This is a genomic window from Pigmentiphaga kullae, assembly GCF_004216695.1.
Taxonomy (GTDB): Bacteria; Pseudomonadota; Gammaproteobacteria; order Burkholderiales; family Burkholderiaceae_B; genus Pigmentiphaga; species Pigmentiphaga kullae.
In genome coordinates, this window is sequence record NZ_SGXC01000002.1 from 987,854 (window position 1) to 1,013,078 (window position 25,225).

The following is a 25,225-nucleotide window of genomic DNA, read 5'->3' on the forward strand; positions in this document are numbered from 1 at the left end:
TGCGGGGCGCATTCGGCGCCGCCGGTTTTGTCAGGCTCGGCGGGGAAGCAAGGGCGCAGCTGTTCGAGCGCGGCAGTAGGGACAGTCCGGGGGACTGTCCCCGCGCGAGTTCTGCGCCCGCCCCGCCGAGCCTGACAAAACCGGGAAGTCCCGCGCAGCGGGACCGGCGTCGCTGCGCCCCGCAAGCCCACCGCCCCGGACACGGCCGTCTCAAGAACTCAGACCGAACATAGACCAGAACAGCGCCCCATGAAACACCCCTCTGAAGTCCTGCACCAGTCCGCCAAGCCCCCCGCGGTGCTTCCCGTCTGCGATCACTACGCGGGCTCCGAAAAGCTGATGCAGAAAAGCCTGGAGCGCCAGGCCCAGGCCGGCCCCGTGTTCGATGTCACCCTGGACTGCGAGGACGGCGCCGCCGTCGGCCGCGAAGCCGAGCATGCGGAAATGGCCGCCCGCCTGGCCGCCAGCGACGCCAACCGACACGGCCGCGTCGGCGTGCGCGTCCATGACGTCAACCACCCCTCCTTCATCAGCGACCTCGACATCCTCATCGGCATCGCCGGCCCCAGACTGGCCTACATCACCGTCCCCAAGGTCAACTCCGCCAACGACGCCCTGAACGCCGCCGAATCCATCGAACGCATAGGCATGGAACTGGGACTGGACCGCAAGATCCCCGTCCACGTGCTGATCGAGACCCACGGCGCGCTGCGCGAGGTCTTCCGCATCGCCGCCCACCCCGCCATCGAATGCCTGTCCTTCGGACTGATGGACTTCGTGTCTTCGCACCACGGCGCCATCCCCGCGCACGCGCTGACCGCCGAAGGCCAGTTCGACCATCCGCTCATCGCCCGCGCCAAGCTCGAGATCGCGGCCGCCTGCCACGCCTACGGCAAGGTGCCCTCGCACAACGTCGTCACCGAACTGAACGCGCCCGACGTCATCTCGCGCGCCGCCCAGCGCGCCGGACGCGAGTTCGGCTACACGCGCATGTGGAGCATCCACCCCTCGCAGATCGACCCCATCGTCGAGGCCCTGTCGCCCAGCGCGGCCGACGTTGCCGATGCCGAGCGCATCCTGCTGGCCGCCGCGCGCGCCGACTGGGGCCCCATCCGCGACGGCGACCCGCAGGCCGGCCGGCTGCACGACCGCGCCAGCTACCGCTACTACTGGGACGTGCTGCGGCGCGCCCATGCCGCCGGCGTGGACGTGTCGGCCGAAGCGCGGCGCCAGTTCTTTTCCTGAACCGGGCCGCCGGCCTCAGTTCCCGCCCGCTTCCAGGTAGCGGGCGAACAGCCCCAGGAAACGCTCCACCACCTCTTCGCGATTGCCGTCCGAGGTCCCCGCCATGTGGGGCGTCACGAGGAAATCGTCGCAGTCCCACAATGGATGATCCGGCGGCAGCGGCTCGGTGGTGAAGACGTCCAGGTGGGCATGGCGCACCAGCCCGCGCTCATGGGCCGCCAGCAACGCCTGCGTGTCGATCAGGGGCCCGCGCGCCACGTTGACCACGCCCAGCGGCCGCTCGGCCCGTAGCGCATCCAGCGTGCGCATGTTGAACAGCCCTCTCGTGGCCGGCGACAGCGGGCAGGCGAAGAACACCCAGTCCACCTGCCCCACCCAGTCGTTGAAACGCTCGTAGCCGCCGGTGGCGCCCACGCCCGCCACCGGTTCCGCGCTCTGGCGCAGCACCCGCAGCGGCATGCCCAGCGTGGCCAGGTATTGCCCGATGCGGCTGCCGATCTCGCCCCACCCCACCACCATGGCCTCGGTGCTGCGCAGCGCGCGAACCTCGTCGTGCGCCATCGGCTGCCAGCGCTTCTCCAACTGCTGGCGGCGCGCCGTGTGCAGCCGGCGGGCGAAATACAGGAACCCCGCCAGCGCCGTCTGGGCCACCGCGCCGGCGTTGGCGCCGGCGGAGTTGGTGACCTTGACGCCGCGCGCGCGCAGGTCGTGATAGATGCGCCGGTCGGCGCCCGAGGCATAGGTGTGGACCCAGCGCAGCCTGGGGGCGGCCAGCATCGCGTCGTAGAACGCCGCGGTAGCCGGCGCCAGCCAGTCGTCGGTCGAAGGCCAGACGACGTCGCGCGTCAGGAAGACCACGTCCGCCTGGTCGGCCTGCCCGATGCCGATCAGATTGACCTGGCCCGGCCAGCGCGCCAGGATGCCGGCGTCGGCCAGTTCCCTCGCGCCGCGTTCCGAACAAAGAATATTCATTGCCTTATTTCTTCTGCAGCGACATCAGGAACTGCCGCCGGTCGGCGACCTCGCTGGCGACGAAACGCTGCAGGTCAGGCTGCGACAGCGGCATGCTGTCCTGCATGTTCTCGCGCATGAAGGTCTTCCACGCGGGCCGCTTCTCGACGTCCTCCATGCCTCGCACCAGCCGTGCCGTGACCGCGGGCGGCGTGCCCTTGGCCACCATCACGCCGCGCCACAGCGTCTCCACCACATCGTACCCCTGCTCGCGAAAGGTCGGCACGTCGGGAAAGAATTCGCTGCGCGACTCGCTGCTGATGCCCAGCAGGCGCACGTCGCCGTTGCGGATCTGGGCCATGGCCGTGCTGGGCGTGATCACCGCGGCGTGCAGGTGACCGCCCATCAGCGCTAGCAGCGCCTGGTTGCCGCCCTGGTAGGGAATCCAGGTCGACTTGAAGCCCGCCTTCTGCTCCAGGCGGTACATCACGTACTGGTGGAAGCCGGCGGTGGCATAGCCGCCGACGTTGACCTTGTCGGGCTGGCGCTTCAGTGCCTCGACCAGATCCTTCAGGCTGCGGTACGGGCTGTCCTTGCGCACCGCCACGCTGGACGGCTCGGTCTGCAAAGCCCGCAGGAAGATGAAATCGGACGGCTGGAAACGGCTGTCCTTCTCGGCCATCAGGAACGAGGTGGACCCGGTGGCCGACACGACCGTGTAGCCGTCGGCCGGCGCGTTCAAGGCCATGTTCATCCCCACCGCGCCGGTGCCGCCCGGGCGGTTCTCCACCACCACCGTCTGTCCCAGGACATCGCCCAGCTCCTTGCCCAGCGAACGCATCATGGTGTCGAGCGGCGAGCCCGCGGCGGACGTCGTGATGAAGTGCAATGGGCGCTCGGGCCATTCGGCGGCCCGTGCCGGCGACAGCGCCGCCAGCAGCGATCCCGCCAGGGCGCATGCGCCCCACCATCGGACTGAGTATTTCATGGTTGTCTCCTTGGTTTTCGTCGTGGGCCCGGCCGTCAGAACGTGGCTTCGAGATCGTCCTCGCTGTGCCGCAGGCTGCGCGTCGGATAAGGCTGCGAAGGCATGGACCGCAGCGCGGCCTCGTCGATGTCCAGCCCCAGGCCCGGCAGTTCCGGCACCTGGATATATCCATCCACGGGCTTGAGCGCCTGGCGCGAGATACGCTGCGAAAACGACTCGAAAGGCACGAAGTATTCGGTGATCGTGAAATTGGGCATGCAGGCCGACGCGTGCACGGTGGCCGACAGCGACAGCAGCGTCGAGTTGTAGTTGTGCGGGGACACCGCGATCATCTCGGTCTCGGCCTGCGCCGCGATGAACAGCAGTTCCAGGATGCCGCCGCAGTTGGACACGTCCGGGTTGATGATGTCGGCGGCCCGGCTGCGGAACACGCTGCGGAAATCCGCGCGCCCGTACAGCGCCTCGCCCGTCACCACCGGGATGGTCGTGGCCTGGCGTACCTCCTGGATGGCGTCCATGTTCTCCTTCTGGCAGGGTTCCTCGATCCAGTACGGATTCAATTCCTCCAATTGCTTCGCCAGTTCGATGGCATGCACCGGCGCGAGCCGGCGGTGCAGGTCGAGCAGCAATTCGGTATCCGGCCCGACCGCGTCCCGCACCGCGCGCACCACCGCCACGGCGTGCAGTATGTGCTCGCGCGGGATGTAGGTGCGCCAGGGCCGTGGCAGCGGATCGAACTTCAGCGCGGTATGGCCTTCGGCCACCACTTTCTCGGCCGCGCGCGCGTGATCGTCCGGCGTCTTGAGCTTGTACCCCCAGCCGTTCGCGTAGACGCGCACGCGCTCGCGGCAGCGGCCGCCCAGCAGACGGTGCACGGGCTGGCCGAGCAGCTTGCCCACGGCATCCCACATCGCCATTTCGATGCCCGACAGCGCGCTCCAGAATTCCAGGGACGATCGGCGCTGCGCGTAGTCGTCGAACGCCACCTGGCAGAAATACCGGATGTTGAAAACGTCGCGCCCCACCAGGTAGCGCAGCAGTTCGCGGGCCTGCGCCGCCACGGCCTCGTCGCGGTCGTACTGGCTGTAGCTTTCGCCCCAGCCGACCGTGCCGTCCTCCAGCTCCAGCCGGATGAAGATCAGGTTCTTGCGCCAGCCGGGATGAACGGCCAGGCACTCCGCGTTTCGCACTTTCACGACATACCCCTTGCATGGGTTGGAATGTCGCCAGCGTACGCAAGCCTGGGCTATTTGAAAATGATATGTATATGAGATATACCGATATCAGATTCGTATCCCATTCGACCTCAGCCCATCATGAGCAAATCCCTGGAACTGCGCCACCTGCGCGCCGTGCTGGCCACCGCCGAGACCGGATCGCTGCACCAGGCCGCCGTCGCCCTGGAAACCTCCCAGCCGGCGCTGTCGCGGCTGCTGCGCGAGGCCGAGGAACGCATGGGCGTGCGCCTGTTCGAGCGATCGTCGCAAGGCAGCCGCGCCACGGCGGCCGGCGCCCTGGCCGAGCAGGTGGCGCGCCGCGTCGCGGCCGACGTGCGGCGCCTGCAGGACATGGCGCGGGACGGCCGCTGGCACCTGCGCGTGGGCTGCATTCCCCGCGCGCTGGACCTGGTCGTGCCCGGCCTGCTGCATCGCCCCGCCGGCGCGCTGGCCGACGAGATCGAGATCGATCTGCGGGAAGACGACAGCCTGACCTTGCTGGCCGCGCTGGCGCGGGGGGAACTGGATCTGGCGATCCTGTCGCTGTTCGGCGAAATGCCGGCGAATCTGCTCTCGCGCCAGCTCTACCTAGACCGCAACGTGTTCGTGTGCGGCGTGCCCGGCCCGGAGATCCCCGACGGGCCGCTGGCGCCCGAGGCCCTGGCGCGGCATCCGTTCGCCGCACCCGCGCCCGGCACGCCCTCGCGGTTGGAGTTCGACCGCTATTGGCAGCGCCACGACGTGCCGCCGCCCGCCTGCCGGGTGGCGGCGCGGACCTACGACGCCATCGCCAGCGTGCTGCCCGGCACACCCATGCTGGCCGTCATGCCCCGCCAGGTCGCGCAGCGCCATGCCGGCAACGGCAGCCTGCGGATATTGAAAATCGTGCACGCCCTGCCCGAGCGCCCCATCCACGTGGTCTGGCCCAGGCAGGCGCTGCAACCCGTCACGGATCAGTTGATTACCCTGATCCGGCCGGCGCGGCCACGGCGCGGACGGTCGTGACCATCCCCCGGGCCTACTGGTCGTTCAGGCTGGCCTTGGCGGCTTCCTCGGGCGTCAGGCCGTCGTAGAACTGGTCGGTGAACCACTCGGCTTCCTGCTCGATGTAGTCCTGGGCCTCTTCACGGCTGGCGCCCGCTGCCACCAGGAAGCCCTCGACTTCGGTGCACCACTGGATGAGGGCTTGCAGGTCGGGATCGTTGTCTTTGTCGGTAGCCATAGGCCGGTTCCATCGAAAATCACGCCACATGGCATTCCGGCAAGGATAGCGCAAGTCCCCTTCGCGGTCCCGCCCCAGGGTTTCCCCTCCTGACGCCTGCCCGCCGTCTCCGTATAGTTATGAAAAATATCTATTATGTTTTATAACTAATCATGAACATCGACGACCTCATCGCCATCGACATCCACGTCCATGCCGAAGTCTCCTGCCGCTGCGCGCCCGACGCCTTCGGCAGGGAATTCGACGAGGCGGCCGAGAAATACTTCAAGTTCACCCATCGGCCGACCATACCCGAGACCATCGCCCGCTATCGCGAAAAACGCATCGGCCTGGTCATGTTCACCGTCGACGCCGAGGCCAACCTGGGCCGGCGGCGCATTCCCAACGAAGAGATCGCCGAGGCGGCGCTGGAAAACCGCGACATGATGCTGGCCTTCGCCAGCATCGACCCGCACAAGGGCAAGATGGGCGTGCGCGAGGCGCGCCGCCTGATCGAGGACTACCAGGTCGCCGGCTTCAAGTTCCACCCCACGGTCCAGGGCTTCTACCCGAACGACAAGCTGGCCTACCCCCTGTACGAGGCCATTGCCGAAGCCGGCCTGCCCGCCATCTTCCACAGCGGCCATTCGGGCATAGGCACCGGCATGCCCGGGGGCGGCGGGCTCAGGTTGAAGTATTCCAACCCCATCCACCTGGACGACGTCGCGGCGGACTTCCCCGGCATGAAGATCATCATCGCGCATCCTTCCTGGCCCTGGCAGGACGAGGCGCTGTCGGTCTGCCTGCACAAGCCCAACGTCTACATCGACCTGTCGGGCTGGTCGCCGAAATATTTCCCCAAGGAACTGGTGCACTACGCCAATACCCAGCTCAAGCACAAGATGCTGTTCGGTTCCGACTTCCCGCTGATCACCCCCGAGCGCTGGATGCAGGATTTCGAGGCCGCGGGCTTTCGCCCCGAAGTCCATCCGCTGATCCTGAAAGACAACGCGGCCAGGCTGCTGGGCTTCGCCTGATGGAACAGGATTCCCTGGACCAGACCTTCCTGCTGGGCCTGGTCGGCCACAGCGCGCGCCTGGCGTCGTCCGGCATCCGCCCGCTGTTCGCCCAGCGCATGGCCGGCCACGACCTGCGCCAGGCGGAATTCGCCGTGCTGTCGCTGCTGGACGCCAACCCGGGCATCAGCCAGAAGCGACTGGCCGACGCCATCAACGTCTCGCCGCCCAACATGGCGGCGGTGCTTACGCGGCTGCTCGAGCGCGGCCTGATCCGCCGCGAGCGCCAGCCCTCGGACCAGCGCATGCAGATCCTGCTGCTGACCCCGGCGGGCACCCGCCTCTACCGCAAGGCGGCCGCGACCGCGCTGGACCTGGACCAGGAGGCCACGGCCATGCTGACGCCCGCCGAACGGCGGGAACTGCTGCGGCTGTTGAAGAAAGTGAACGAGGCGCAGGCCGCGCCTCAGGGCCAGGGCACCTGATAGTTCAGGATGGCCGACACCGAGCGGCGGCCGCCGGCGGTGCACGAATCGGTGTAGCAGTACGACGCGTAGCTGGTATCGAACATGTTGTTCGCGCTGGCGCGCAGCTTCAGGCCCTTCAGGTCGGGGCTCAGGTGGGCGAAGTCGTAGTTGATGCCCGCGTCCACCAGGGTATAGGCAACGGCCAGGCCCGGCTGGGCCACGTTGCTATAGACCGCGCCCGCGCGCCCCACCCTGCCGTCCAGGCTCAGGCCGGCGAAACTGCCTCGCGTGACGGCGTACCTGGCCCCCACGGAAACGCGCTGCTCGGACACGTCCGCATAGCGGTTGCCGAGCATGGCCGCGTAGGCGTCCTCGCTCGCGCCGGTCACGGTCGAGTTGGTGACCGCGTAGGTGGCCACGAGGTTCAGGCCCTGCAGCGGCTGCATCCGGCTCTCGACCGTGGCGCCGCGTATGCGCAGTTCGGCCCAGGCGCTGCACCCGGCCACGGCGCAGCCTTCCTGCGCCTCGGAGGTCTGGGCATTGTTCTGGATCTGGTTGAACGCCGTGATGGTCATCAACTGGCCGAGCGCGGGCGGCTGGTAGCGCACGCCGGTCTCGTACTGCTGGCTGCTGGCCGACGCCGCGGTGCCGGCCTGGGGCGCGTAGCTTTGCGAATAGTTCACGTACGGCGCCAGGCCGATGTCGAACTGGTAGCGCAGCCCCAGGCGGCCGCTGTAGACGTCGTCCTCGCGCAGGCCGGTGCCGTCGTTCCCGGCGGCGTTCAGGTCGATGGTGCGGTGGGTATTCTGGTCGCGCCGCCCGACCATGGACAGGACCCAGCGCCGGTACTGCACCTGATCCTGCACGAAGAATCCCAGCTTGCTTTCCTCCGCGAACGAACGCGCGGCGATGCGCGGCTGGCCGATGGCCGTGCCGTAGGCCGCGTCGAAGATGTCCAGCGACGGCGACGGCGCGAGCCGGCTTTCATAGATGTCGCGCGACTTGACGTAGTCGAAGCCGAACTTGAACGTATGCTGGAATCCCAGCGTCGTGAACCGGGCCTGCGCCTGCGAGCCGACGTTGAAGGTGCCCAGCCCCGGCCCCAGCGCATCCTGCGGCGCCGGCGAACCGTTGATCCAATCCACGGCCGGCTGGTTATCGGGCCGGCCGTAGCGGACGTTCTGCCTGACCACCCAGGTGTCGTCCAGCTTCTGCTCGAACTCGTAGCTGGACTGTTTCCGGTTTGCCTGGTCGTAGGCCTGGGTGCCGGTACGGGTGTCCACCGACATGTCCGCCCCGGGATTCCAGGCAGGCGCGGTCGGCACCCTGACCGTGCCCTCGTCCGTGACGGCATAGACGATGGGCACCGGCGTATAGGGCAGCTCGGGCTCGGGCGCGGCCGGCTCCGGCGGCATGGCCGGGCCCGCTGGCACCACCGAGGCGGTGGCGGGTTCTTGCAGGGAAACCGCGGGCGCGCACGCACCCAGCGCCAGCAGCGCCGCCGCCGGCCCCAGGATGGGCACGGCCCGCGTCAGGAAATGCAGAAACGTCACTCGCATGCTCGTCCGTATCGCCATGGCCCGGATCGCGGCCGGCTCCCGCGGCGCACGCCGGCACCACCGGCCGGGCCTAGGCCTCGGCTATCCACGCCATCTGTATGGCTTCGAGAATTTTCTCCCCGGAACGTTTCGGATCGTCGTCGAAGCCCGGAAGTTCCAGCACCCAGTTGTGCAGGTCGGTGAAACGCACCTGCTCCGGATCCACGCCGGGATGCGCGTCGGCCAGCGCCGTGGCGATTTCGTAGATGTCGGTCCACTTCATCGAGGTTCTCCTCGCCGGCGCCTGCGTGGGTCAGTGATTCTCGGCGGCGTGGTTGATGGTGTACTTGGGGATCTCGATCGTCAGGTCGGTATCCTCGATCACGGCCTGGCAGGACAGGCGCGACGTGGACGTCAGGCCCCAGGCCTTGTCCAGCAGATCTTCCTCGTTGTCGGTGGCCGACTCGAGCGAGGAAAAACCCTCGCGCACGACCACGTGGCAGGTGGTGCAGGCACACGACAGTTCGCAGGCGTGCTCGATCTCGATGTGATTGTCGAGCAGCACCCGGCAGATGGACACGCCCGAGGGCGCGTCTTCGATGACCGCGCCTTCCGGGCAGAGTTCGGCGTGCGGAAGCACGGTGAGTTTGGGCATGATGGCAACCTGATGATGATGCGAACGGAAGCGCCGGGCGCTTCCTTACACGATTTCGTCGACGCGGCGCCCCGACAGCGCCTGGCGTATGCTGCGGTCCATCCGGCGCGCGGCGAAGTCCTCGGTGGCCTGCGCCAGCGCTTCGACCTGGGTCCGCACCGTCTCGCTGTCGTCGCTGGCCGCCGCGTCGGCGGTGCGCGCCAGCTGGGCCCGGATCGCGGCCAGCTCGTCCGGGTCCAGCAGGTCGGCGTCGGCCTGCAGCGCCGCCTCGACCGACTCGACCAGGCGCCGGGCCTCGACCTGCTGTTCGCGCAGGGCGCGCAGCTTCATGTCCACGTCGGCGCTGTTCATGCCGTCCGCCAGCATGGCCGCCACTTCGTCGTCCGACAGCCCGTACGAGGGCTTGACCGAGATCGAGGCCTCCACGCCCGAGCTTTGCTCGCGCGCCGTCACGCTCAGCAGCCCGTCGGCATCGACCTGGAAGGTCACGCGGATGCGGGCGGCGCCGGCCACCATGGGGGGAATGCCCCGCAGCTCGAAACGGGCCAGCGAGCGGCAGTCGGACACCAGTTCGCGTTCGCCCTGGACCACGTGGATGGCCATGGCCGTCTGGCCGTCCTTGAAGGTCGTGAACTCCTGGGCGCGCGCCACCGGAATGGTGCTGTTGCGCCCGATCACGCGTTCGACCAGCCCGCCCATGGTCTCCAGGCCCAGGGACAGCGGGATCACGTCCAGCAGCAGCCACTCGTCGTCGGCCGTGCGGTTGCCCGCCAGCAGATTGGCCTGCATGGCCGCGCCCAGCGCCACGACCTGGTCCGGGTCGAGGTTGATCAGCGGTTCGGTGCCGAACAGGTCGGCCACCATGCGCCGGACGATGGGCATGCGCGTCGCGCCGCCCACCATGACCACGCCCTTGACCTCGTCCGCCGCCAGGCTGGCGTCGCGCAGCGCCCGGCGGGCGCTGGACAGCGTACGGGCCACCAGCGGACGCGCCAGGGTCTCGAAATGGTCGCGCGTCAGCGCGAGCGCCAGCGTGCGTCCGCCCGACAGCGTGGCGGCCAGTTCGGCCTGCGGCGCGTCGGTCAGGGCCTCGCGCGCCTGGCGCGCCGCCACCAGCAAGGCACGCTGGTCTTCCGGCCGCAGTTCCGAGAGCTTGCGGTCGTTCACGGCCCACGCCACGATGGCCGCGTCGAAATCGTCGCCGCCCAGCGCGGTGTCGCCGCCCGTGGCAATGACTTCGAACACGCCCTTGGACAGGCGCAGGATGGAGATGTCGAACGTGCCGCCGCCCAGGTCATAGACCGCGTAGATGCCTTCGGCCGCGTTGTCCAGGCCGTAGGCGATCGCCGCCGCCGTCGGCTCGTTCAGCAGCCGCAGCACGTTCAGCCCGGCCAGCCGGGCCGCGTCCTTGGTCGCCTGCCGCTGGGCGTCGTCGAAATACGCCGGCACGGTGATCACCGCGCCCACCAGATCGTCGCCCAGGGCGTCCTCGGCCTGCTGGCGCAGCGTGGCCAGGATCTGCGCCGAGACCTCGACCGGGCTCTTGTCGCCCTGCACGGTGCGGATGCGCACCATGCCCGGGGCATCGACGAACTCATACGGAACGTGCAGCCGCTCGGCGTCGGCCAGCCCGCGGCCCATGAAGCGCTTGACCGACACCAGCGTGTTGTGGGGATCCTGCGCCTGGGCCGCCAGCGCCTTGCGCCCGATCCGGACGTCGCCGCCCGGCAGGTAGCGCACCGCCGAGGGCAGCAGCGCATGGCCCTCTTCGTCGCGCAGGACCTCGGCCGCGCCGCTGCGTACCGACGCCACCAGCGAATTGGTCGTGCCCAGATCGATGCCCACCGCCAGACGACGCTGGTGGGGGGCTTCGGACATGCCGGGTTCGGCTATCTGCAAAAGCGCCATGCGTTCCTGTCGTTCTCAGTCTTGTTCCGCCAGAGCATCGACGGCCAGGTCGATCTCTTCGGAGAATTTTTCAATGAACATCCACTCCCGCACGCGCGCGGCGGCAGCGGCATAGTCGTGCTTCTCGTCCAGCAGTTGGCCCACCTCGGCCGTCATGCGGCGGCGCGCGGCGGCCAGTTCGCCCGCCAGCGCCTCCAGCGCGGCCGCGTCGCGGCCCGACCGGGCATCGTCCAGCGCTTCCCGCCATTCCATCTGCTGCATCAGGAAGGCCGGGGTCATGGCCGTGTTGGTCTCGACCTGCAGGTCGACGCCCGCCCGCTCGCACAGGTAGCGCGCCCGGGACAGCGGCGCGCGCAGCACCCGGTAGGCCTCGTTCGCGCGCGAGGCCCACTGCATGGCCACGCGCCGCTCCTGGGCCGAACCCGCCGCGTGGCGGTCCGGATGGACCCGCGCCTGGACCTCGCGCCAGGCCCGGTCCAGCGCATCGCGGTCGATGGCGAAACCGGGCGCGAGGCCCAGCAGCTCGAAGTGATCGGGATCGTGTTGCATCAGACGGTGAAAGACTCACCGCAGCCGCAGGACGCCTTTTCGTTCGGGTTGTTGAACTTGAAGCCCTCGTTGAGCCCCTCGCGCGCATAGTCGAGTTCCGTGCCGGCCAGGTACGGCAGGCTCTTGGGATCGACATACACCTTCACGCCCTGGCTTTCGAACACCTGGTCCTCGGCCTGGGCTTCATCCACGTACTCGAGCTTGTAGGCCAGGCCCGAGCACCCGGTGGTGCGCACGCCCAGCCTCAGGCCTATGCCCTTCCCCCGTTTCTGGAGGTAGCGGCTGACGTGGCGCGCGGCGCGTTCGGTCAACGTTACCGACATGGTTTCCTCTTAGCTGTTTCCGTGCTTGGCACGATAGTCGTTCACGGCCGCCTTGATGGCGTCCTCGGCCAGGATCGAGCAGTGGATCTTGACCGGAGGCAGCGCCAGTTCCTGGGCGATCTGCGTGTTGCGGATATCGAGCGCCTGGTCCAGGGTCTTGCCCTTGACCCATTCGGTCACCAGCGAGCTGGAGGCGATGGCCGAACCGCAGCCGTAGGTCTTGAAGCGCGCGTCCTCGATGACACCCTGCTCGTTGACCTTGATCTGCAGCTTCATCACGTCGCCACAGGCGGGCGCGCCCACCATGCCCGTTCCCACGGAGTCGTCGCCCTTCTCGAAGGAGCCGACGTTGCGGGGGTTCTCGTAGTGATCAATGACTTTTTCGCTATAGGCCATGTTTTTTCTCCTGGTTCAGTGTGCAGCCCACTGCACCGTGTTGATGTCGATGCCGTCCTTGACCATTTCCCACAGCGGGGACATTTCGCGCAGCTTGTCGACCTTGCCGCGGATCAGCTGGACGGTGAAGTCGATTTCCTCTTCCGTCGTGAAACGGCCGAGGGTGAAGCGGATGGAGCTGTGCGCCAGCTCGTCGCTGCGGCCCAGGGCGCGCAGCACGTATGAGGGCTCCAGGCTGGCCGAGGTGCAGGCCGAGCCGCTGGACACCGCCAGTTCCTTGACCGCCATGATCAGGGACTCGCCCTCGACGTAGTTGAAGCTGACGTTCAGGTTGTGCGGGATGCGCTGCTCCATGTCGCCGTTCAGGTAGACCTCGTCCATGGTCGAAAGACCCGCCCACAGACGGTCGCGCAGCATGCGCACGCGCTCGTTCTCGGTCGCCATCTCTTCCCTGGCCAGGCGGAAGGCCTCGCCCATGCCGACGATCTGGTGCGTGGCCAGCGTACCCGAGCGCATGCCGCGCTCGTGGCCGCCGCCGTGCATCTGCGCCTCGATCCGCACGCGCGGCTTGCGCCGCACGTACAGGGCGCCTATGCCCTTGGGACCGCACATCTTGTGCGCGCAGAAGGACATCAGGTCGACCTTGAGCGTGGCCAGGTCGATGACGACCTTGCCGGTGGCCTGGGCCGCGTCGACGTGGAAGATCACGCGCTTCTCGCGGCAGATCTCGCCCAGCTTCTCGATGTCCTGGATGACGCCGATCTCGTTGTTGACGTACATGACCGAGGCCAGGATGGTGTCGGGGCGGATCGCCGCCTTGAAGGCCTCCAGGTCCAGCAGGCCGTTTTCCTGCACGTCCAGGTAGGTGACCTCGAAGCCTTCCCGCTCGAGTTCGCGGCAGGTGTCCAGCACCGCCTTGTGTTCGGTCTTGACCGTGATGATGTGCTTGCCGCGTTCGGCGTAGAAATGCGCCGCGCCCTTGATCGCGAGGTTGTCGGATTCGGTGGCGCCCGAAGTCCACACGATTTCGCGCGGATCGGCGTTCACCAGGGCGGCCACCTGTTCGCGGGCGATTTCGACGGCCCGTTCGGCATCCCAGCCGTAGGCGTGGCTGCGCGAGGCCGGGTTGCCGAATTTCTCGTACAACCAGGGCACCATGGCGTCGACCACGCGCGGGTCCACCGGCGTGGTCGCCGAGTAATCGAGATAAACCGGCGTTTTGATCATGACATCCAACCCTTGTGTTGCTGCGCCGGCGCTCAGGCCGTCGCGGTGGATTCGGGAGCGCCCGAGCGGCGGTCCACCAGCACCGACTTGGCGGCGTTGGCTTCCTGCAACTCGCGCATGCGCTGCTGGTCGACCAGATCCTGCAGGGAGACGGAATCCAGGTACTCGACCATCTTGCGATTGAGCGTGGACCACAGTTCGTGCGTCATGCACTTGCCGGCCTTGCCGTCGTTGCCGCGCGAGCAGTCCTGCTTGCCGCCGCAATCGGTGGCGTCCAGCGGTTCGTCGACCGCGAAGATGATGTCGGCCACCGTGACGTGCCGCGCCAGCTTGGCCAGCGAATAACCGCCGCCCGGACCGCGCATGCTGTCGACCAGTTCGTGCCGGCGCAGCTTGCCGAACAACTGCTCCAGATAGGACAGCGAAATGTTCTGGCGCTGGCTGATGGCGGACAGCGTGACCGGGCCGCTGTGCTGGCGCAGCGCCAGATCGATCATGGCAGTGACGGCGAAGCGTCCTTTCGTGGTGAGTCGCATTCGAAACCCCTGAGGTGTACCGGCGGGAGCAAATCCTTAACGATTTGCTCAAGTATAGCCAATTCCCGAATGTTTTTCTAGGGATTAGTTCGGGAAATTACGGAGAGGGGTTGCTGCGACGCAAAAATATTGGGCGGAATCCCCCGCCCAGGCCGGACGACGAGGCCGCCGCCGGCAAGACAAGGCCCGGACGCTATCCGGGCCTGCAAGGAGAACAGAATGAAATGACCGCGGGGATCAGGCCGCCTGGTACTGGGTGGCGCGCTTGCGCACGACTTCCAGCAGGCCCTGGCAGGCGTCCTCGATATAGTCGAGCACCTTGGCGAACCCTTCCGGCCCGCCGTAGTACGGATCGGGAACGGTGGCTTCCTCGTACTCGTTGGCGAAGCGCATCAACAGCATCAGCTTGTGCTGGTACTGCTTGGGCGCCTGCTGCTGCAGCAAGGACAGGTTGTCCCAGTCCATCGCGAGGATCATGTCGAATTCGCGGAAATCGTCGACGCGAATCTGGCGCGCGCGGATTTCGCTGATGTCATAGCCACGCTTGCGGGCGGCAGCCTGCATACGGGCGTCGGGCGGCTCGCCAATATGGAAGGCGTGCGTCCCGGCCGATTCTATACGGACAACGTCGGAAAGACCGGCGTCCTTCACCAAGCGGCGAAACACGCCCTCTGCGCTCGGCGAGCGACAGATGTTGCCCATGCACACAAACAGTACCTTGGTCATCATGTCCAGAAGTGTGCGGGAAAACCCCGGATAGTTCAAGCTTTTTTTATAAGCACATGAAAATGTAGTGCTTTAAAAACCTCTTTAGAATCAGGGCGTTACCTTCTACACGTTAGAGAATGGACACCATCGGGATGCGTTGCGCACAAGAGCGGTTCCACGGGTGCATCCCCTTCCGCTCCCCTTGAAGCACCAATTCGGTGCACAACTATCTCGCGATGCACAAGTTTGCCGCGCCCCGCGGCGGCTCCACTCACCCCCGCGCCGGCCCGGCCGCGTTCAGGGCGTCCTCGTCGGCCTGCTGCCCGCCCGCGCCGAATACCTTCTGCTTGAGCGCCAGCAACTGGTCGCGGGCCTGCGCCGCCTTTTCGAACTCCAGGTTGCGCGCGTACTCCAGCATGGCCTTCTCCAGCTTCTTGATCTCCTTGGCGATCTGCTTCTCGCCCATGGCCTCGAAGCGGGCGGCCTCGAGGGAGTCGTCGCCGTCCATTCCGTCCGAAGGCGCGTAGACGCCGTCGATCAGGTCGCGCACTTCCTTCTTGACCCCTTGCGGAACGATGCCGCGTTCCTCGTTGAAGAGCAACTGTTTCTCGCGGCGGCGGGTCGTCTCGTCCAGCGCGCGCCGCATCGAGTCGGTCATGTTGTCGGCATACAGGATGGCCTTGCCGTTCAGGTTGCGCGCCGCCCGCCCTATGGTCTGGATCAGGCTGCGCTCGGACCGCAGGAAGCCTTCCTTGTCCGCGTCCAGGATGGCCACCAGCGACACCTCGGGAATGTCCAGCCCCTCGCGCAGCAGGTTGATGCCCACCAGCACGTCGAAGGTGCCCAGGCGCAGGTCGCGCAGGATTTCCACGCGCTCGACCGTATCGATGTCCGAGTGCAGGTAGCGCACCTTCACGCCGTGGTCGGTCAGGAAGTCCGTCAGGTCCTCGGCCATGCGCTTGGTCAGCGTGGTGATCAGCACCCGGTCGTTGCGCGCCACCCGCTCGTGGATCTCGCTCAGCACGTCGTCCACCTGGTTCAGCGCGGGCCGGATCTCGACCACGGGGTCGACCAGGCCGGTCGGCCGCACCACCTGCTCGACCACGGCGTCGGCGTGCTTCTTTTCGTAGTCCGCCGGGGTGGCCGAGACGAAAATGGTCTGGCGCATCTTGGACTCGAATTCCTCGAACTTCAGCGGCCGGTTGTCCATCGCGGACGGCAGGCGAAAGCCGTAGTTCACCAGGGTCTCCTTGCGCGAGCGGTCGCCCTTGTACATGGCGCCGACCTGCCCGACCGTGACGTGGCTCTCGTCGATGATCATCAGGGCGTCGTGCGGCAGGTAGTCCACCAGCGTCGGCGGCGGATCGCCCGGCTTGGCGCCCGACAGATGGCGCGAGTAGTTCTCGATCCCCTTGCAGAACCCCAGCTCCTGCAGCATCTCCAGGTCGAAGCGGGTGCGCTGCTCCAGGCGCTGGGCCTCGACCAGCTGGCCGTTGTCGACGAAGTAGCGGGTGCGCTCGCGCAGTTCCTGCTTGATGGTGTCGATCGCGCGCAGCACGGTGGCGCGCGGCGTGACGTAGTGCGACCCCGGGTAGACCGCGAAGCGCAGGATCTTCTGCCGCACCTTGCCGGTCAGCGGGTCGAACAGCTCCAGGGTCTCGACCTCGTCGTCGAACAGCGTAATGCGCAGGGCCAGTTCGGCGTGCTCGGCCGGGAAGACGTCGATCAGCTCGCCCCGGACGCGGAAGGTGCCGCGCATGAACTCCGTGTCGTTGCGCGTGTACTGCATGGCCACCAGGCGGGCGATGATGTCGCGCTGCCCCATGCGGTCGCCGGTGCGCAGCATCATCACCATGTCGTGGTAGTCGTCGGGGTTGCCGATACCGTAGATGCACGAGACGCTGGCCACGATGATGGTGTCGCGGCGTTCCAGCAGGCTCTTGGTGGCCGACAAACGCATCTGTTCGATGTGCTCGTTGATGGACGAGTCCTTCTCGATGAACAGGTCGCGCGTCGGCACGTAGGCTTCGGGCTGGTAATAGTCGTAGTACGAGACGAAGTACTCGACCGCGTTGCGCGGGAAGAACTCCCGCATCTCGGCGTAGAGCTGGGCGGCCAGCGTCTTGTTGGGCGCCAGCACGATGGCCGGGCGGCCCATGCGGGCGATCACGTTGGCCATGGTGTAGGTCTTGCCCGAGCCGGTCACGCCCAGCAGGGTCTGGTACATCAGGCCGTCTTCGATGCCTTCGCACAACTGGCCGATGGCGGTCGGCTGGTCGCCGGCGGGCGGATAAGGCTGGTAGAGCTGGAACGGGCTGCCGTCGTAGGTGACGAAACGCGGCTCGAACCCTTGCGCGTCGGCCGCTGCCGCCACCAGGGCGGCGTCATCGCGCAGCCCTTGCGCGGCCTTCCCGGCCGCGTCTTCAGCGGCCTCGTTCAGCCCTTCGGAAGGCGTAGTCTGCATGCTAGACTCTTGTTTCATCAGGAAAACTTCGGCAGCGAAAGGGTCCCAGAGTTCCGGGCCCGATGGATTTCGCATTGTAAAAACCAACCTGCCATTATCCTCCGCACCACTTCTTCCTTCAACCCTGCGCGCTTAACGGACGCTTTTCATGACTTCGCTCTTCGCCGCCGTAGAACTGGCCCCTCGCGACCCCATTCTGGGCCTTACCGAACAATTCAACGCCGACACCCGCAGCAACAAGGTCAATCTCGGCGTGGGCGTGTACTACAACGACGAAGGCCGGATCCCCCTCCTGAAAGCGGTGCGCAAGGCCGAGCAGGCGCGCATCGACGCCGCCGCGGCGCGCGGCTACCTGCCCATCGAGGGCCTGCCGGGCTATAACCGCGCGGTGCAGGAACTGCTGCTGGGTGCCGATTCCCCGCTGATCGCCGCGGGCCGGGTCCTGACCGCCCAGAGCCTGGGCGGCACGGGCGCGCTGAAGATCGGCGCCGACTTCCTGAAGCGGCTGGTTCCCCAGGCCAAGGTCGCCATCAGCGACCCGAGCTGGGAAAACCACCGCGCGCTGTTCGAATATGCCGGCTTCGAAGTCGTCAACTACCCCTATTACGATGCGGCCACGCATGGCGTGAACTTCGCCGGCATGATCGCGGCGCTGGAAGGCTACCCCGCCGGCACGGTGGTCGTGCTGCACGCCTGCTGCCACAACCCCACGGGCGTGGACCTGACCGCCGACCAGTGGACCAAGGTGGTCGAGGTGGTCAAGGCGCGCCGGCTCATCCCGTTCCTGGACATCGCCTACCAGGGCTTCGGCGACGGCATCGACGCCGATGCCACGGCCGTGCGCCAGTTCGCCGACGCCGGACTGACCTTCCTGATCAGCTCGTCGTTCTCGAAGTCGTTCTCGCTGTACGGCGAGCGCGTGGGCGCCCTGTCCCTGGTCGCCGCCGACAAGGACGAAAGCGGCCGCGTGCTGAGCCAGCTCAAGCGCGTGATCCGCACCAACTACTCCAACCCGCCCACCCACGGCGGCACGGTGGTCGCCCAGGTGCTGACCTCGCCCGAACTGCGCAGCGAATGGGAAGCCGAACTGGGCGAGATGCGCGAACGCATCCGCGCCATGCGCGCCGCCCTGGTCGCCAAGCTGAAGGAACGCGGCGTGGCCCGCGACTTCGGCTTCGTGATGCAGCAGCGCGGCATGTTCTCGTACTCGGGCCTGACCGCGGCGCAGGTGGACCGCCTGCGTGAAGAGCACGGCATCTATGCCGTCTCGACCGGCCGCATCTGCGTGGCCGCGCTCAACAGCCGCAACATCGATGCCGTCGCCGACGGCATCGCCGCCGTGCTGAAGTAGGTAAAGCCCCCCCTACGCCCTCCGGCGCCCAGTATGGTGAGCCCCCAGCCGCTACGCGGCAGCCCCCGAGGGGGCCGGGCCCGCCTTGGGGCGGCGCGGGCGGACCGGCAAAGCCGGATCCACGGTGCCCTGGTTGCGCTCTACCATTTGGGCATGCTATAGTTTTGGGCTTGATTCCCCGATAGCTCAGTCGGTAGAGCGACGGACTGTTAATCCGCAGGTCACTGGTTCGAACCCAGTTCGGGGAGCCATTTCAAAACGAAACTGCAAGCGCTGTGCGCCGCAGTTTCCACCCCAGGCTTTCTTCCAGAGACGATCCTCGCCTGGAAGCCGGATATCCGGGCACAACGCGTCGGTTGCACAAACCTCATGCCGCCTCGCCGGTGGGCTCAGCCTGGCGATTGCCCCGGCTTCAGCCGTTGCCACTGCCTTCTCCGGCGTGAGCTTCCTCCCGATCGCCTACGAATTCGCCCACGCAATTTGGGCCTCTCGATCAACGCCGAGAAGAAGCGATCCTGCATCGACGATTAGCTGGCGGACAGGTTCGACCGTGCCGGTTCCTTGGCCATGCCTTCGGCGAGCTTCCTCATAAGGCGCACCAACTCGTCAAGGTCCTCGCGAGACCAATCGTGGAACAGGTCCAGCGCCATAGTCTCACGGGCAGCATCCAAAGCGTCGGTCGCAGACTTTCCTCGCGGCGTGATGATCGCCTCGCGCACGCGCTTGTCCACCGAACCCGCCCGACGCTCGACGAGGCCGAGCTCTTCCAAACGCGCGACCTGTCGACTGACCGTCGAGTAATCGCGACCAACCCTGCCGGCGAGATCGACGACTCCGATCGGTCCCTTGCGCTCGACGAAGACGAGCAGAGGGAAGAGCGCACGCTCGAGCGTCAGACCCGCCAACTCCAGCAACTCCTCGTCCCTTTCCGGCCGGTTCATCACGGTCACGATTTCGAGCAGTGACGCATGCAGGGAGGGAAATACCGCTTTAATATGTGCATTTTGCACTTTTTTTGTTGACACCTGTCAGCCCTCCACTAATATGTGCATTATACACATTGGAGGTTCGCATGAAAGAGCAAAGCCCGCCTGCGGTCCTGATTTGCGGCGCCGGTGCTGCCGGCCTGACACTCGCGGTCGACCTGGCGAGAAGAGGCGTGTCATTCCGGCTGATCGAGAAACTGGACCGTCCGTTCGCTGGGTCGCGCGGCAAGGGCATACAGCCGCGATCACAGGAAGTATTCGAGGATCTCGGAGTGCTTGACCGGCTCGTTGCCGCCGGCGGCGTCTACCCGCCGCTACGCGAATATCATGATGATGGCAGCCACACGGATACGGCCCTCGAGGTCGAACCGCCGACGCCGGCTGAGCCCTACCATATCCCCCTAATGCTCCCGCAGTTCTTGACCGAGCGACTATTGCGCGAACGCCTCACCGAGCTTGGCAGCCGCGTCGAGTTCGGGTGCGAGCTGGTCGGCTTCGAGCTGGAAGAGGATGGCGTCACGGCGCGTCTGGTCAGTCCCGTCGGTGAAGAGCTGGTTCATGTTCCGTATCTCATCGCGGCCGACGGTGGACGCAGCTCCATCCGCAACGCCCTCGGCATCGACTTTCCCGGCAAGACACTGGGCGCGCGTGCAATGGTGGCTGATGTCGATCTCGTGGGACTGAGCCGTGACGCGTGGCATCAATATCATGTCGGCGATAGGCCACGGTTGATGTCGATCTGCCCGCTCGCCGGGACCGATCTGTTCCAGATCCAGGCAGCAATCCCAAGCGAAGGAGAAGCGGACCTCTCCGTCGACGCGCTCAACGCCATGGTGGCGAAGCGAACCGGCCGCGACGATATCCATGTTCGATCGGTGTCCTGGGCCTCGGCCTATACGATGAGCGCCCGTCTGGCGGATCGCTACCGCGTCGGCCGCATATTCCTGGTCGGCGATGCCGCGCACGTCCACCCGCCCACTGGAGGGCAGGGTCTCAATACGAGCGTTCAGGATGCTTACAATCTCGGCTGGAAGCTGGCGGCGGTACTGGGCGGCGCGCCCGATAGGCTGCTCAACACCTACGAGGAAGAGAGGCGGCCTGTGGCGGAAGAAATGCTGGGTCTCTCGACCCGGCTGCTCGAGGCGCAGAAGCGCGGTTCCATGCGCCGGGGACGCGAAGTCCATCAGCTCGACATCGGTTATCCGGAATCGCCCCTTACCCTCGAACCGTCATCCCGGTCAGGAAGCCTTCTCGCGGGCGACCGAGCACCGGACGCGCCGCTGCGTGGCGCGGCCGGTCATCCCCGGCGGCTGTTCGATCTGTTCGCCGGTGGGCACTGGAGCCTGCTTGGCTATGAAACGACCCGCGAAATCGCAACACCTCGAGGCGATCTCCGCATCCATCAAGTCGGAGCTGGGCACGAGCTCTCAGACGATGGCGGCCATCTACGCGACGCCTATGGCCTTGCACCTGGCGAATGGGTGCTGGTTCGACCCGACGGTTATGTCGGCGCTATCTTTGGTTCCGACGAAGCCGGTGCGCTCGAAAGCTATCTCGAGGAAGTCGGCTTGGGCTGAATGGGGTGGAACATTGCCTGCCCGGTACCTGGCGGCAAGCCGCCCGAATCTTCATTCAACATTCAATCTTGATCAACGCCAGACCGTCCGGTAATTTGCCGCAGCGCGGCCGGTCCTGAACGCGTTTTCGCAGCATGCCAGGCTCCGGTCGTTCCCATGACGAGGCGGCGAGCATCCATCGCGCCCGCACCACCGGAGAAGACACCATGCAAAGACGCGCCTTGCTGTCGGCCGCGCTGGCCGGCCTGGCCGCGGCGGCGGTCGCGCCCGCCCGGGCCGACACCTTCCCTTCCCGCCCCATCCGCTTCGTCGTGCCCTTCGGCCCCGGCGGCGACACCGACATCGTCGCGCGGCTCATCGCCCCCTACCTGTCGGCCGAGCTCGGCCAGCAGGTGGTGGTGGAGAACCGCCCCGGCGCGGGCGGCGTGATCGGCTCGAACATGGTGGCCAAGGGCCCGGCCGACGGCTACACCATCCTGTTCGCCGACAGCGCGCGCACGATCGCGCCGTCCATGCAGAAGGACCTGCCGTTCGACATCGCGCGCGACCTGGATCCCCTCGGCCTGATCGGCGGCACGCCCCTGCTGCTGCTCGCCCATCCCCAGGCCCCGGTCAAGACCCTGGACGAACTCGTCAAGTACGCCAAGGCCAATCCGGGCAAGCTGACCTATGGCAGCTCGGGCAACGGCACGCCGCAGCACTTCGCCGTGGAGCTGTTGAAGTCCGCCGCGGGCATCGATCTGGTGCACGTGCCCTACAAGGGTGCGGCCGCGGTGGTGGCCGACGCCGTCGGCGGACAGATCAACCTGGCCTCGGCCACCTATGCGCCATCGGTCGAATACATACGCAGCAACCGGCTGCTGCCGCTGACCGTCATGGAACCCCGGCGCCTGCCCGCGCTGCCCGAGGTACCGGCCGCGGCCGAGCGCTATCCCGAGGTGGTCATGAGCATCTGGTTCGGCATCATGCTGCCTATGGGGGTGGAACCGGCCATCCGCGCGCGGCTGGCCGAGGCGGTCGGCAAGGTCGTCGCCAACACCGAATACGCCGGCAAGCTACGCGCCGCCGGCTTCGAACCGATGCGGGAGACTCCGCCCCAGATGAAGGCCCGCATCGAACGCGAGGTCAAGCTGTTCGGCGACGTGGCGCGCAAGGCCGGCATCAAGCCCGAATGACTCGGGCGGGCCATGGGCGGGACTGGGGTATCATCCCGCCCATGGCCGTTCACGCTTATCCACGCTTCGTCTGGCTGGCACTGCTGTGCGTGCTCTGGCACGCGGCCCTGCCTGTCGCGCATGCGTCGGCGGGCCCGTCGCCATGGCTGGGCGCGCTGTGCACCGCGCAGGGCAGCGCCCCGGCCCCTCAGGATCCGCGCGACGGCGATCCGCACGCGCTGGCCGCGATGCAATGCCCGCTGTGCGCGGCCGGCGCCCACGTCGCCCTGCCCCCGCCCGCCCTCCAGGCGCAGATCGCGCCCGCGCGCGATCTCGGCCACGCCTACCGGCCCATCCGGGCCATGTCGCACCCACCCGCCCCGCCCCACCTCAATTTCTCGTCCCGCGCGCCGCCGGCCTGAATCCATGCCCATCCCGACGCGCCACGCCGGCAGGCCTTGCCGGCCCTCTTTCCAAGACGAGACTCTCATGCGGATCCGCACGCTTACCCTGTCACTGCTGTTTTCCCTGCTGGCCACCGGCCAGGCCCTCGCCCAGGGCCATACGGCCGGCGCCATCCAGATCGGCCAGCCCTGGAGCCGGGCCACCGTCACGGGCCAGCCCGCCGGCGGCGGCTTCATGAAGCTGAGCAACACCGGCGCCGACGACAGATTGATCGCCGTCCGCGCCGACGTCTCGGCCACCGCCGAGCTGCACACCATGCAGATGGACGGCGACATCATGCGCATGCGCCAGCTCGACGGCATTGCCCTGCCCGCGGGCCAGACCGTCGAGCTCAAGCCCGGCGGCTACCACATCATGTTCATGCGCCTGAAGGCGCCGCTCAAGGAAGGCACGAGCTTCCCCGCCACCCTGGTCTTCGAGAAGGCTGGCGAAGTCAAGGTGGACTTCAAGGTCGAGGGCGCCGGAGCCGGCGCCACCGGCCATGCGGCGGGCGGCCACCATCATTGATGCGGCGGTCCGTGCCGGGCAGGCCGGCACGGGTCTTGCAATCGAACGAGAAAGGATGAATTCTTCTATTTCGGACACTTTTGGTTGCAAACCGTGCCCATAACCGCCCTGCCCCTCGCCCGGATCGGAACCGCCGCATGACTGCGCTGTACAACGGCATGACCCGGGAAGCGCTGGACGCTTCCTACAACAATTCCGCCGCCGTGCTCAACAGCGCGGTGCTGATGGCGGAATTCGACGAACGCAGCTCCAAGCTGCGGGCCGCCCATCCCCAATACCTGGACCTGCGCTACGGCCCGGCGCCCCGCAATCGCATCGACTATTTCCCCGCGGCCCGGCCCGGCCCGCTCATGGTGTTCATCCACGGCGGCTACTGGCAGACCCGCTCCAAGGAAAACTTCAGCTTCCTGACGGCCGGCCCGCTGGCCCACGGGCTGCACGTCGCGCTGGTGGGCTACACGCTGGCGCCCGAGCAATCCCTGGACGGCATCGTCGGCGAAATCCGCGCCGCCCTGGGATGGCTGGCGCGACAAGCCCCACAATGGGGCACGGATCCCGAACGGATGATCGTCAGCGGCTGGTCCGCCGGCGCGCACCTGGCCGCCATGGTCCTGGATGAGCCGGGGGTGTGCGGCGGACTGGCCATCAGCGGCATCTACGACCTCGAGCCGATCCGCCTTTCCTACCTGAACGACAAGCTGCGGCTGTGCCCGCCCGACGTGCGGCGGCTCAGCCCCCTGCAACGTCCCCTTAGCCAGCGTGAACTCGTCCTGGCCTACGGCGCCGCCGAACTGCCCGAACTGCAGCGCCAGTCGGAAACCTTCGCCGCCGCGCGCGCGGGCCTGCCCGGCGAACTGCTGCGGCTGCCCGACCGCAACCACTTCACCATCCTGAACGACCTGGCCTCGCCCGAGGGCATCCTGACCCAGCGCGCGTGCCGCCTGGCGGGGCTGTAGGGCCCGGGGCGCAGGCCTATTCGTCCCGCACGGCCAGGACGGCGCGGCCCCGGCTCAGGTCGGACAGCATCGCGCGCAGCGCCTCCAGCCGGGGGCGCGGCACGCTCAATGCCAGCGTCGCGCCCTGTTCGTCGAAGCGCTCTTCCAGCACCTCGGCGCCGTGCTCCTTCAACCGCGCCTTGAACAGCGGCAATTCGGCGAAGGTGCAGGCGACCTCGGCCTCGGCCAGATCCAGAAGCGGCACCCGCCGCCCCAGCCGCAGGCAGTTGGCCGCGCAGCCGCCGTAGGCGCGCACGAGGCCGCCCGCGCCCAGCAGCGTGCCGCCGAACCAGCGCACCACCAGCACGGCCACGCGGTCGCAGGACTGTCCGTCTATGGCTTGCAGGATGGGACGGCCCGCCGTCCCGCCCGGCTCGCCGTCGTCGTTGAAGCGATACGCGGCGCCGATGCGGTAGGCCCAGCAGTTGTGGGTGGCCGTGGGGTCGGCATGCCGGGCGAAGAAAGCGAGCGCCTCGTCGGCGCTGGCCACGGGTGCCGCGTGGGCGACGAACCGGCTCTTGCGGACCTCCTCGCGGTAGCTGCAAGGCGCCTCGAGCGTGAAGAGGGAACTCATGCGGCGAGTTTACCGCGCCCCTTGCGTCTTTCTTTGACGGAAGTCATTTTTCTGCTATATTTGCGGGCTCCTTTCCCCGATAGCTCAGTCGGTAGAGCGACGGACTGTTAATCCGCAGGTCACTGGTTCGAACCCAGTTCGGGGAGCCAAGATTTACATGAAAAACGGACGCCCCAGGCGTCCGTTTTTCATTTGGGCAACCGATGCCTGAACAGGACGACGCGCGT

27 protein-coding genes and 2 tRNA genes are annotated in these 25,225 nt (G+C 67.1%); 12 read left to right on the forward strand and 17 right to left on the reverse strand.

The window, feature by feature from the left end; translation table 11 throughout:
- The first annotated feature begins 249 nt into the window (after positions 1-249).
- Positions 250-1,245 carry an HpcH/HpaI aldolase/citrate lyase family protein gene (locus EV675_RS18955; RefSeq protein ID WP_130358744.1) on the forward strand — a complete coding sequence of 332 codons (996 nt, stop codon included), beginning with the start codon at positions 250-252 and terminating at the stop codon, positions 1,243-1,245.
- A gap of 15 nt (positions 1,246-1,260) precedes the next feature.
- Here the strand turns inward: EV675_RS18955 and EV675_RS18960 are convergent, their stop codons facing one another.
- From EV675_RS18960 to EV675_RS18970, 3 genes are read right to left on the reverse strand one after another with little or no spacing between them, the layout of a single operon-like run.
- Complete coding sequence (locus EV675_RS18960; RefSeq protein ID WP_130358745.1) at positions 1,261-2,217, reverse strand: NAD(P)-dependent oxidoreductase; 957 nt, start codon at positions 2,215-2,217, stop codon at positions 1,261-1,263.
- Between the two features lie 4 nt (positions 2,218-2,221).
- The gene (locus tag EV675_RS18965) at positions 2,222-3,184 is read right to left on the reverse strand and encodes a tripartite tricarboxylate transporter substrate binding protein (RefSeq protein WP_130358746.1); all 963 of its coding nucleotides are present in this window, start codon (positions 3,182-3,184) and stop codon (positions 2,222-2,224) included.
- Between the two features lie 35 nt (positions 3,185-3,219).
- Entirely contained in the window at positions 3,220-4,380 is a 1,161-nt protein-coding gene (locus EV675_RS18970; RefSeq protein WP_130358747.1) for a mandelate racemase/muconate lactonizing enzyme family protein, read from the reverse strand.
- A 120-nt stretch (positions 4,381-4,500) separates the two neighbouring features.
- On the opposite strand from EV675_RS18970, the gene EV675_RS18975 reads away from it, so the two are divergent.
- Positions 4,501-5,406, forward strand: a complete 906-nt coding sequence (locus tag EV675_RS18975; RefSeq protein ID WP_130358748.1) for a LysR family transcriptional regulator — start codon at positions 4,501-4,503, stop codon at positions 5,404-5,406.
- Between the two features lie 13 nt (positions 5,407-5,419).
- On the opposite strand, the gene EV675_RS18980 is transcribed toward EV675_RS18975, so the two are convergent.
- Complete coding sequence (locus EV675_RS18980; protein WP_087841084.1) at positions 5,420-5,623, reverse strand: hypothetical protein; 204 nt, start codon at positions 5,621-5,623, stop codon at positions 5,420-5,422.
- A 152-nt stretch (positions 5,624-5,775) separates the two neighbouring features.
- On the opposite strand from EV675_RS18980, the gene EV675_RS18985 reads away from it, so the two are divergent.
- Together EV675_RS18985 and EV675_RS18990 are read left to right on the forward strand one after the other, a co-directional pair.
- The gene (locus EV675_RS18985; protein WP_130358749.1) at positions 5,776-6,639 is read left to right on the forward strand and encodes an amidohydrolase family protein; all 864 of its coding nucleotides are present in this window, start codon (positions 5,776-5,778) and stop codon (positions 6,637-6,639) included.
- Positions 6,639-7,103, forward strand: a complete 465-nt coding sequence (locus EV675_RS18990; RefSeq protein WP_130358750.1) for a MarR family winged helix-turn-helix transcriptional regulator — start codon at positions 6,639-6,641, stop codon at positions 7,101-7,103. Before EV675_RS18985 ends, EV675_RS18990 begins: the two co-directional genes overlap by 1 nt.
- Here the strand turns inward: EV675_RS18990 and EV675_RS18995 are convergent.
- From EV675_RS18995 to uvrB, 11 genes are all read right to left on the reverse strand, one after another.
- Entirely contained in the window at positions 7,085-8,638 is a 1,554-nt protein-coding gene (locus tag EV675_RS18995; protein WP_130358752.1) for a TonB-dependent siderophore receptor, read from the reverse strand. The genes EV675_RS18990 and EV675_RS18995 overlap by 19 nt on opposite strands.
- Before the next feature lie 76 nt (positions 8,639-8,714).
- Complete coding sequence (gene iscX / locus EV675_RS19000) at positions 8,715-8,906, reverse strand: Fe-S cluster assembly protein IscX (RefSeq protein WP_130358754.1); 192 nt, start codon at positions 8,904-8,906, stop codon at positions 8,715-8,717.
- Between the two features lie 30 nt (positions 8,907-8,936).
- On the reverse strand, positions 8,937-9,278 hold the full coding sequence (gene fdx, locus EV675_RS19005; protein WP_130358756.1) for an ISC system 2Fe-2S type ferredoxin: 342 nt from the start codon (positions 9,276-9,278) through the stop codon (positions 8,937-8,939).
- Between the two features lie 45 nt (positions 9,279-9,323).
- Positions 9,324-11,186, reverse strand: coding sequence for a Fe-S protein assembly chaperone HscA (gene hscA, locus EV675_RS19010; RefSeq protein ID WP_130358758.1), 1,863 nt, complete (start codon positions 11,184-11,186; stop codon positions 9,324-9,326).
- 15 nt (positions 11,187-11,201) lie between these two features.
- A complete protein-coding gene (gene hscB, locus EV675_RS19015; RefSeq protein WP_130358760.1) occupies positions 11,202-11,735 on the reverse strand; it encodes a Fe-S protein assembly co-chaperone HscB in 534 nt (177 codons plus the stop codon).
- On the reverse strand, positions 11,735-12,058 hold the full coding sequence (iscA, locus tag EV675_RS19020; RefSeq protein ID WP_130358762.1) for an iron-sulfur cluster assembly protein IscA: 324 nt from the start codon (positions 12,056-12,058) through the stop codon (positions 11,735-11,737). The genes hscB and iscA overlap by 1 nt, the downstream gene beginning before the upstream one ends.
- A 9-nt stretch (positions 12,059-12,067) precedes the next feature.
- Complete coding sequence (iscU, locus tag EV675_RS19025) at positions 12,068-12,454, reverse strand: Fe-S cluster assembly scaffold IscU (protein ID WP_087841075.1); 387 nt, start codon at positions 12,452-12,454, stop codon at positions 12,068-12,070.
- Between the two features lie 15 nt (positions 12,455-12,469).
- Entirely contained in the window at positions 12,470-13,681 is a 1,212-nt protein-coding gene (locus tag EV675_RS19030) for an IscS subfamily cysteine desulfurase (protein ID WP_130358764.1), read from the reverse strand.
- 32 nt (positions 13,682-13,713) lie between these two features.
- The gene (locus tag EV675_RS19035) at positions 13,714-14,217 is read right to left on the reverse strand and encodes an Rrf2 family transcriptional regulator (protein ID WP_130358766.1); all 504 of its coding nucleotides are present in this window, start codon (positions 14,215-14,217) and stop codon (positions 13,714-13,716) included.
- 237 nt (positions 14,218-14,454) lie between these two features.
- On the reverse strand, positions 14,455-14,946 hold the full coding sequence (locus tag EV675_RS19040; protein WP_087779776.1) for a low molecular weight protein-tyrosine-phosphatase: 492 nt from the start codon (positions 14,944-14,946) through the stop codon (positions 14,455-14,457).
- A 250-nt stretch (positions 14,947-15,196) separates the two neighbouring features.
- Positions 15,197-17,389 carry an excinuclease ABC subunit UvrB gene (gene uvrB / locus EV675_RS19045; RefSeq protein WP_130358768.1) on the reverse strand — a complete coding sequence of 731 codons (2,193 nt, stop codon included), beginning with the start codon at positions 17,387-17,389 and terminating at the stop codon, positions 15,197-15,199.
- Positions 17,390-17,537: 148 nt separating this feature from the next.
- Between uvrB and EV675_RS19050 the strand changes: the two genes are divergently transcribed.
- Both EV675_RS19050 and EV675_RS19055 read left to right on the forward strand, forming a co-directional pair.
- Positions 17,538-18,740 (forward strand): amino acid aminotransferase, encoded by a 1,203-nt coding sequence (locus tag EV675_RS19050; protein WP_130358770.1) that lies wholly within the window; start codon positions 17,538-17,540, stop codon positions 18,738-18,740.
- A gap of 175 nt (positions 18,741-18,915) precedes the next feature.
- Positions 18,916-18,991, forward strand: a tRNA-Asn gene (locus EV675_RS19055).
- A gap of 276 nt (positions 18,992-19,267) precedes the next feature.
- Here the strand turns inward: EV675_RS19055 and EV675_RS19060 are convergent.
- Entirely contained in the window at positions 19,268-19,765 is a 498-nt protein-coding gene (locus EV675_RS19060) for a MarR family winged helix-turn-helix transcriptional regulator (protein WP_207222003.1), read from the reverse strand.
- A gap of 47 nt (positions 19,766-19,812) precedes the next feature.
- Between EV675_RS19060 and EV675_RS19065 the strand changes: the two genes are divergently transcribed.
- The 5 genes from EV675_RS19065 to EV675_RS19085 all read left to right on the forward strand — a co-directional run bounded on the left by EV675_RS19065 (position 19,813) and on the right by EV675_RS19085 (position 24,385).
- Positions 19,813-21,303 (forward strand): FAD-dependent oxidoreductase, encoded by a 1,491-nt coding sequence (locus EV675_RS19065; RefSeq protein WP_130358772.1) that lies wholly within the window; start codon positions 19,813-19,815, stop codon positions 21,301-21,303.
- Positions 21,304-21,509: 206 nt separating this feature from the next.
- Positions 21,510-22,478, forward strand: a complete 969-nt coding sequence (locus EV675_RS19070) for a Bug family tripartite tricarboxylate transporter substrate binding protein (RefSeq protein WP_165404655.1) — start codon at positions 21,510-21,512, stop codon at positions 22,476-22,478.
- Positions 22,479-22,519: 41 nt separating this feature from the next.
- On the forward strand, positions 22,520-22,879 hold the full coding sequence (locus tag EV675_RS19075; RefSeq protein WP_165404656.1) for a DUF2946 domain-containing protein: 360 nt from the start codon (positions 22,520-22,522) through the stop codon (positions 22,877-22,879).
- Between the two features lie 67 nt (positions 22,880-22,946).
- Entirely contained in the window at positions 22,947-23,429 is a 483-nt protein-coding gene (locus EV675_RS19080; protein ID WP_130358778.1) for a copper chaperone PCu(A)C, read from the forward strand.
- A gap of 137 nt (positions 23,430-23,566) precedes the next feature.
- On the forward strand, positions 23,567-24,385 hold the full coding sequence (locus EV675_RS19085) for an alpha/beta hydrolase (RefSeq protein WP_130358780.1): 819 nt from the start codon (positions 23,567-23,569) through the stop codon (positions 24,383-24,385).
- 16 nt (positions 24,386-24,401) lie between these two features.
- On the opposite strand, the gene EV675_RS19090 is transcribed toward EV675_RS19085, so the two are convergent.
- The gene (locus EV675_RS19090; protein ID WP_130358782.1) at positions 24,402-24,998 is read right to left on the reverse strand and encodes an IMPACT family protein; all 597 of its coding nucleotides are present in this window, start codon (positions 24,996-24,998) and stop codon (positions 24,402-24,404) included.
- A gap of 73 nt (positions 24,999-25,071) precedes the next feature.
- Here EV675_RS19090 and EV675_RS19095 point away from each other — a divergent pair.
- Positions 25,072-25,147 (forward strand) — tRNA-Asn (locus EV675_RS19095).
- Positions 25,148-25,225: the final 78 nt, after the last annotated feature.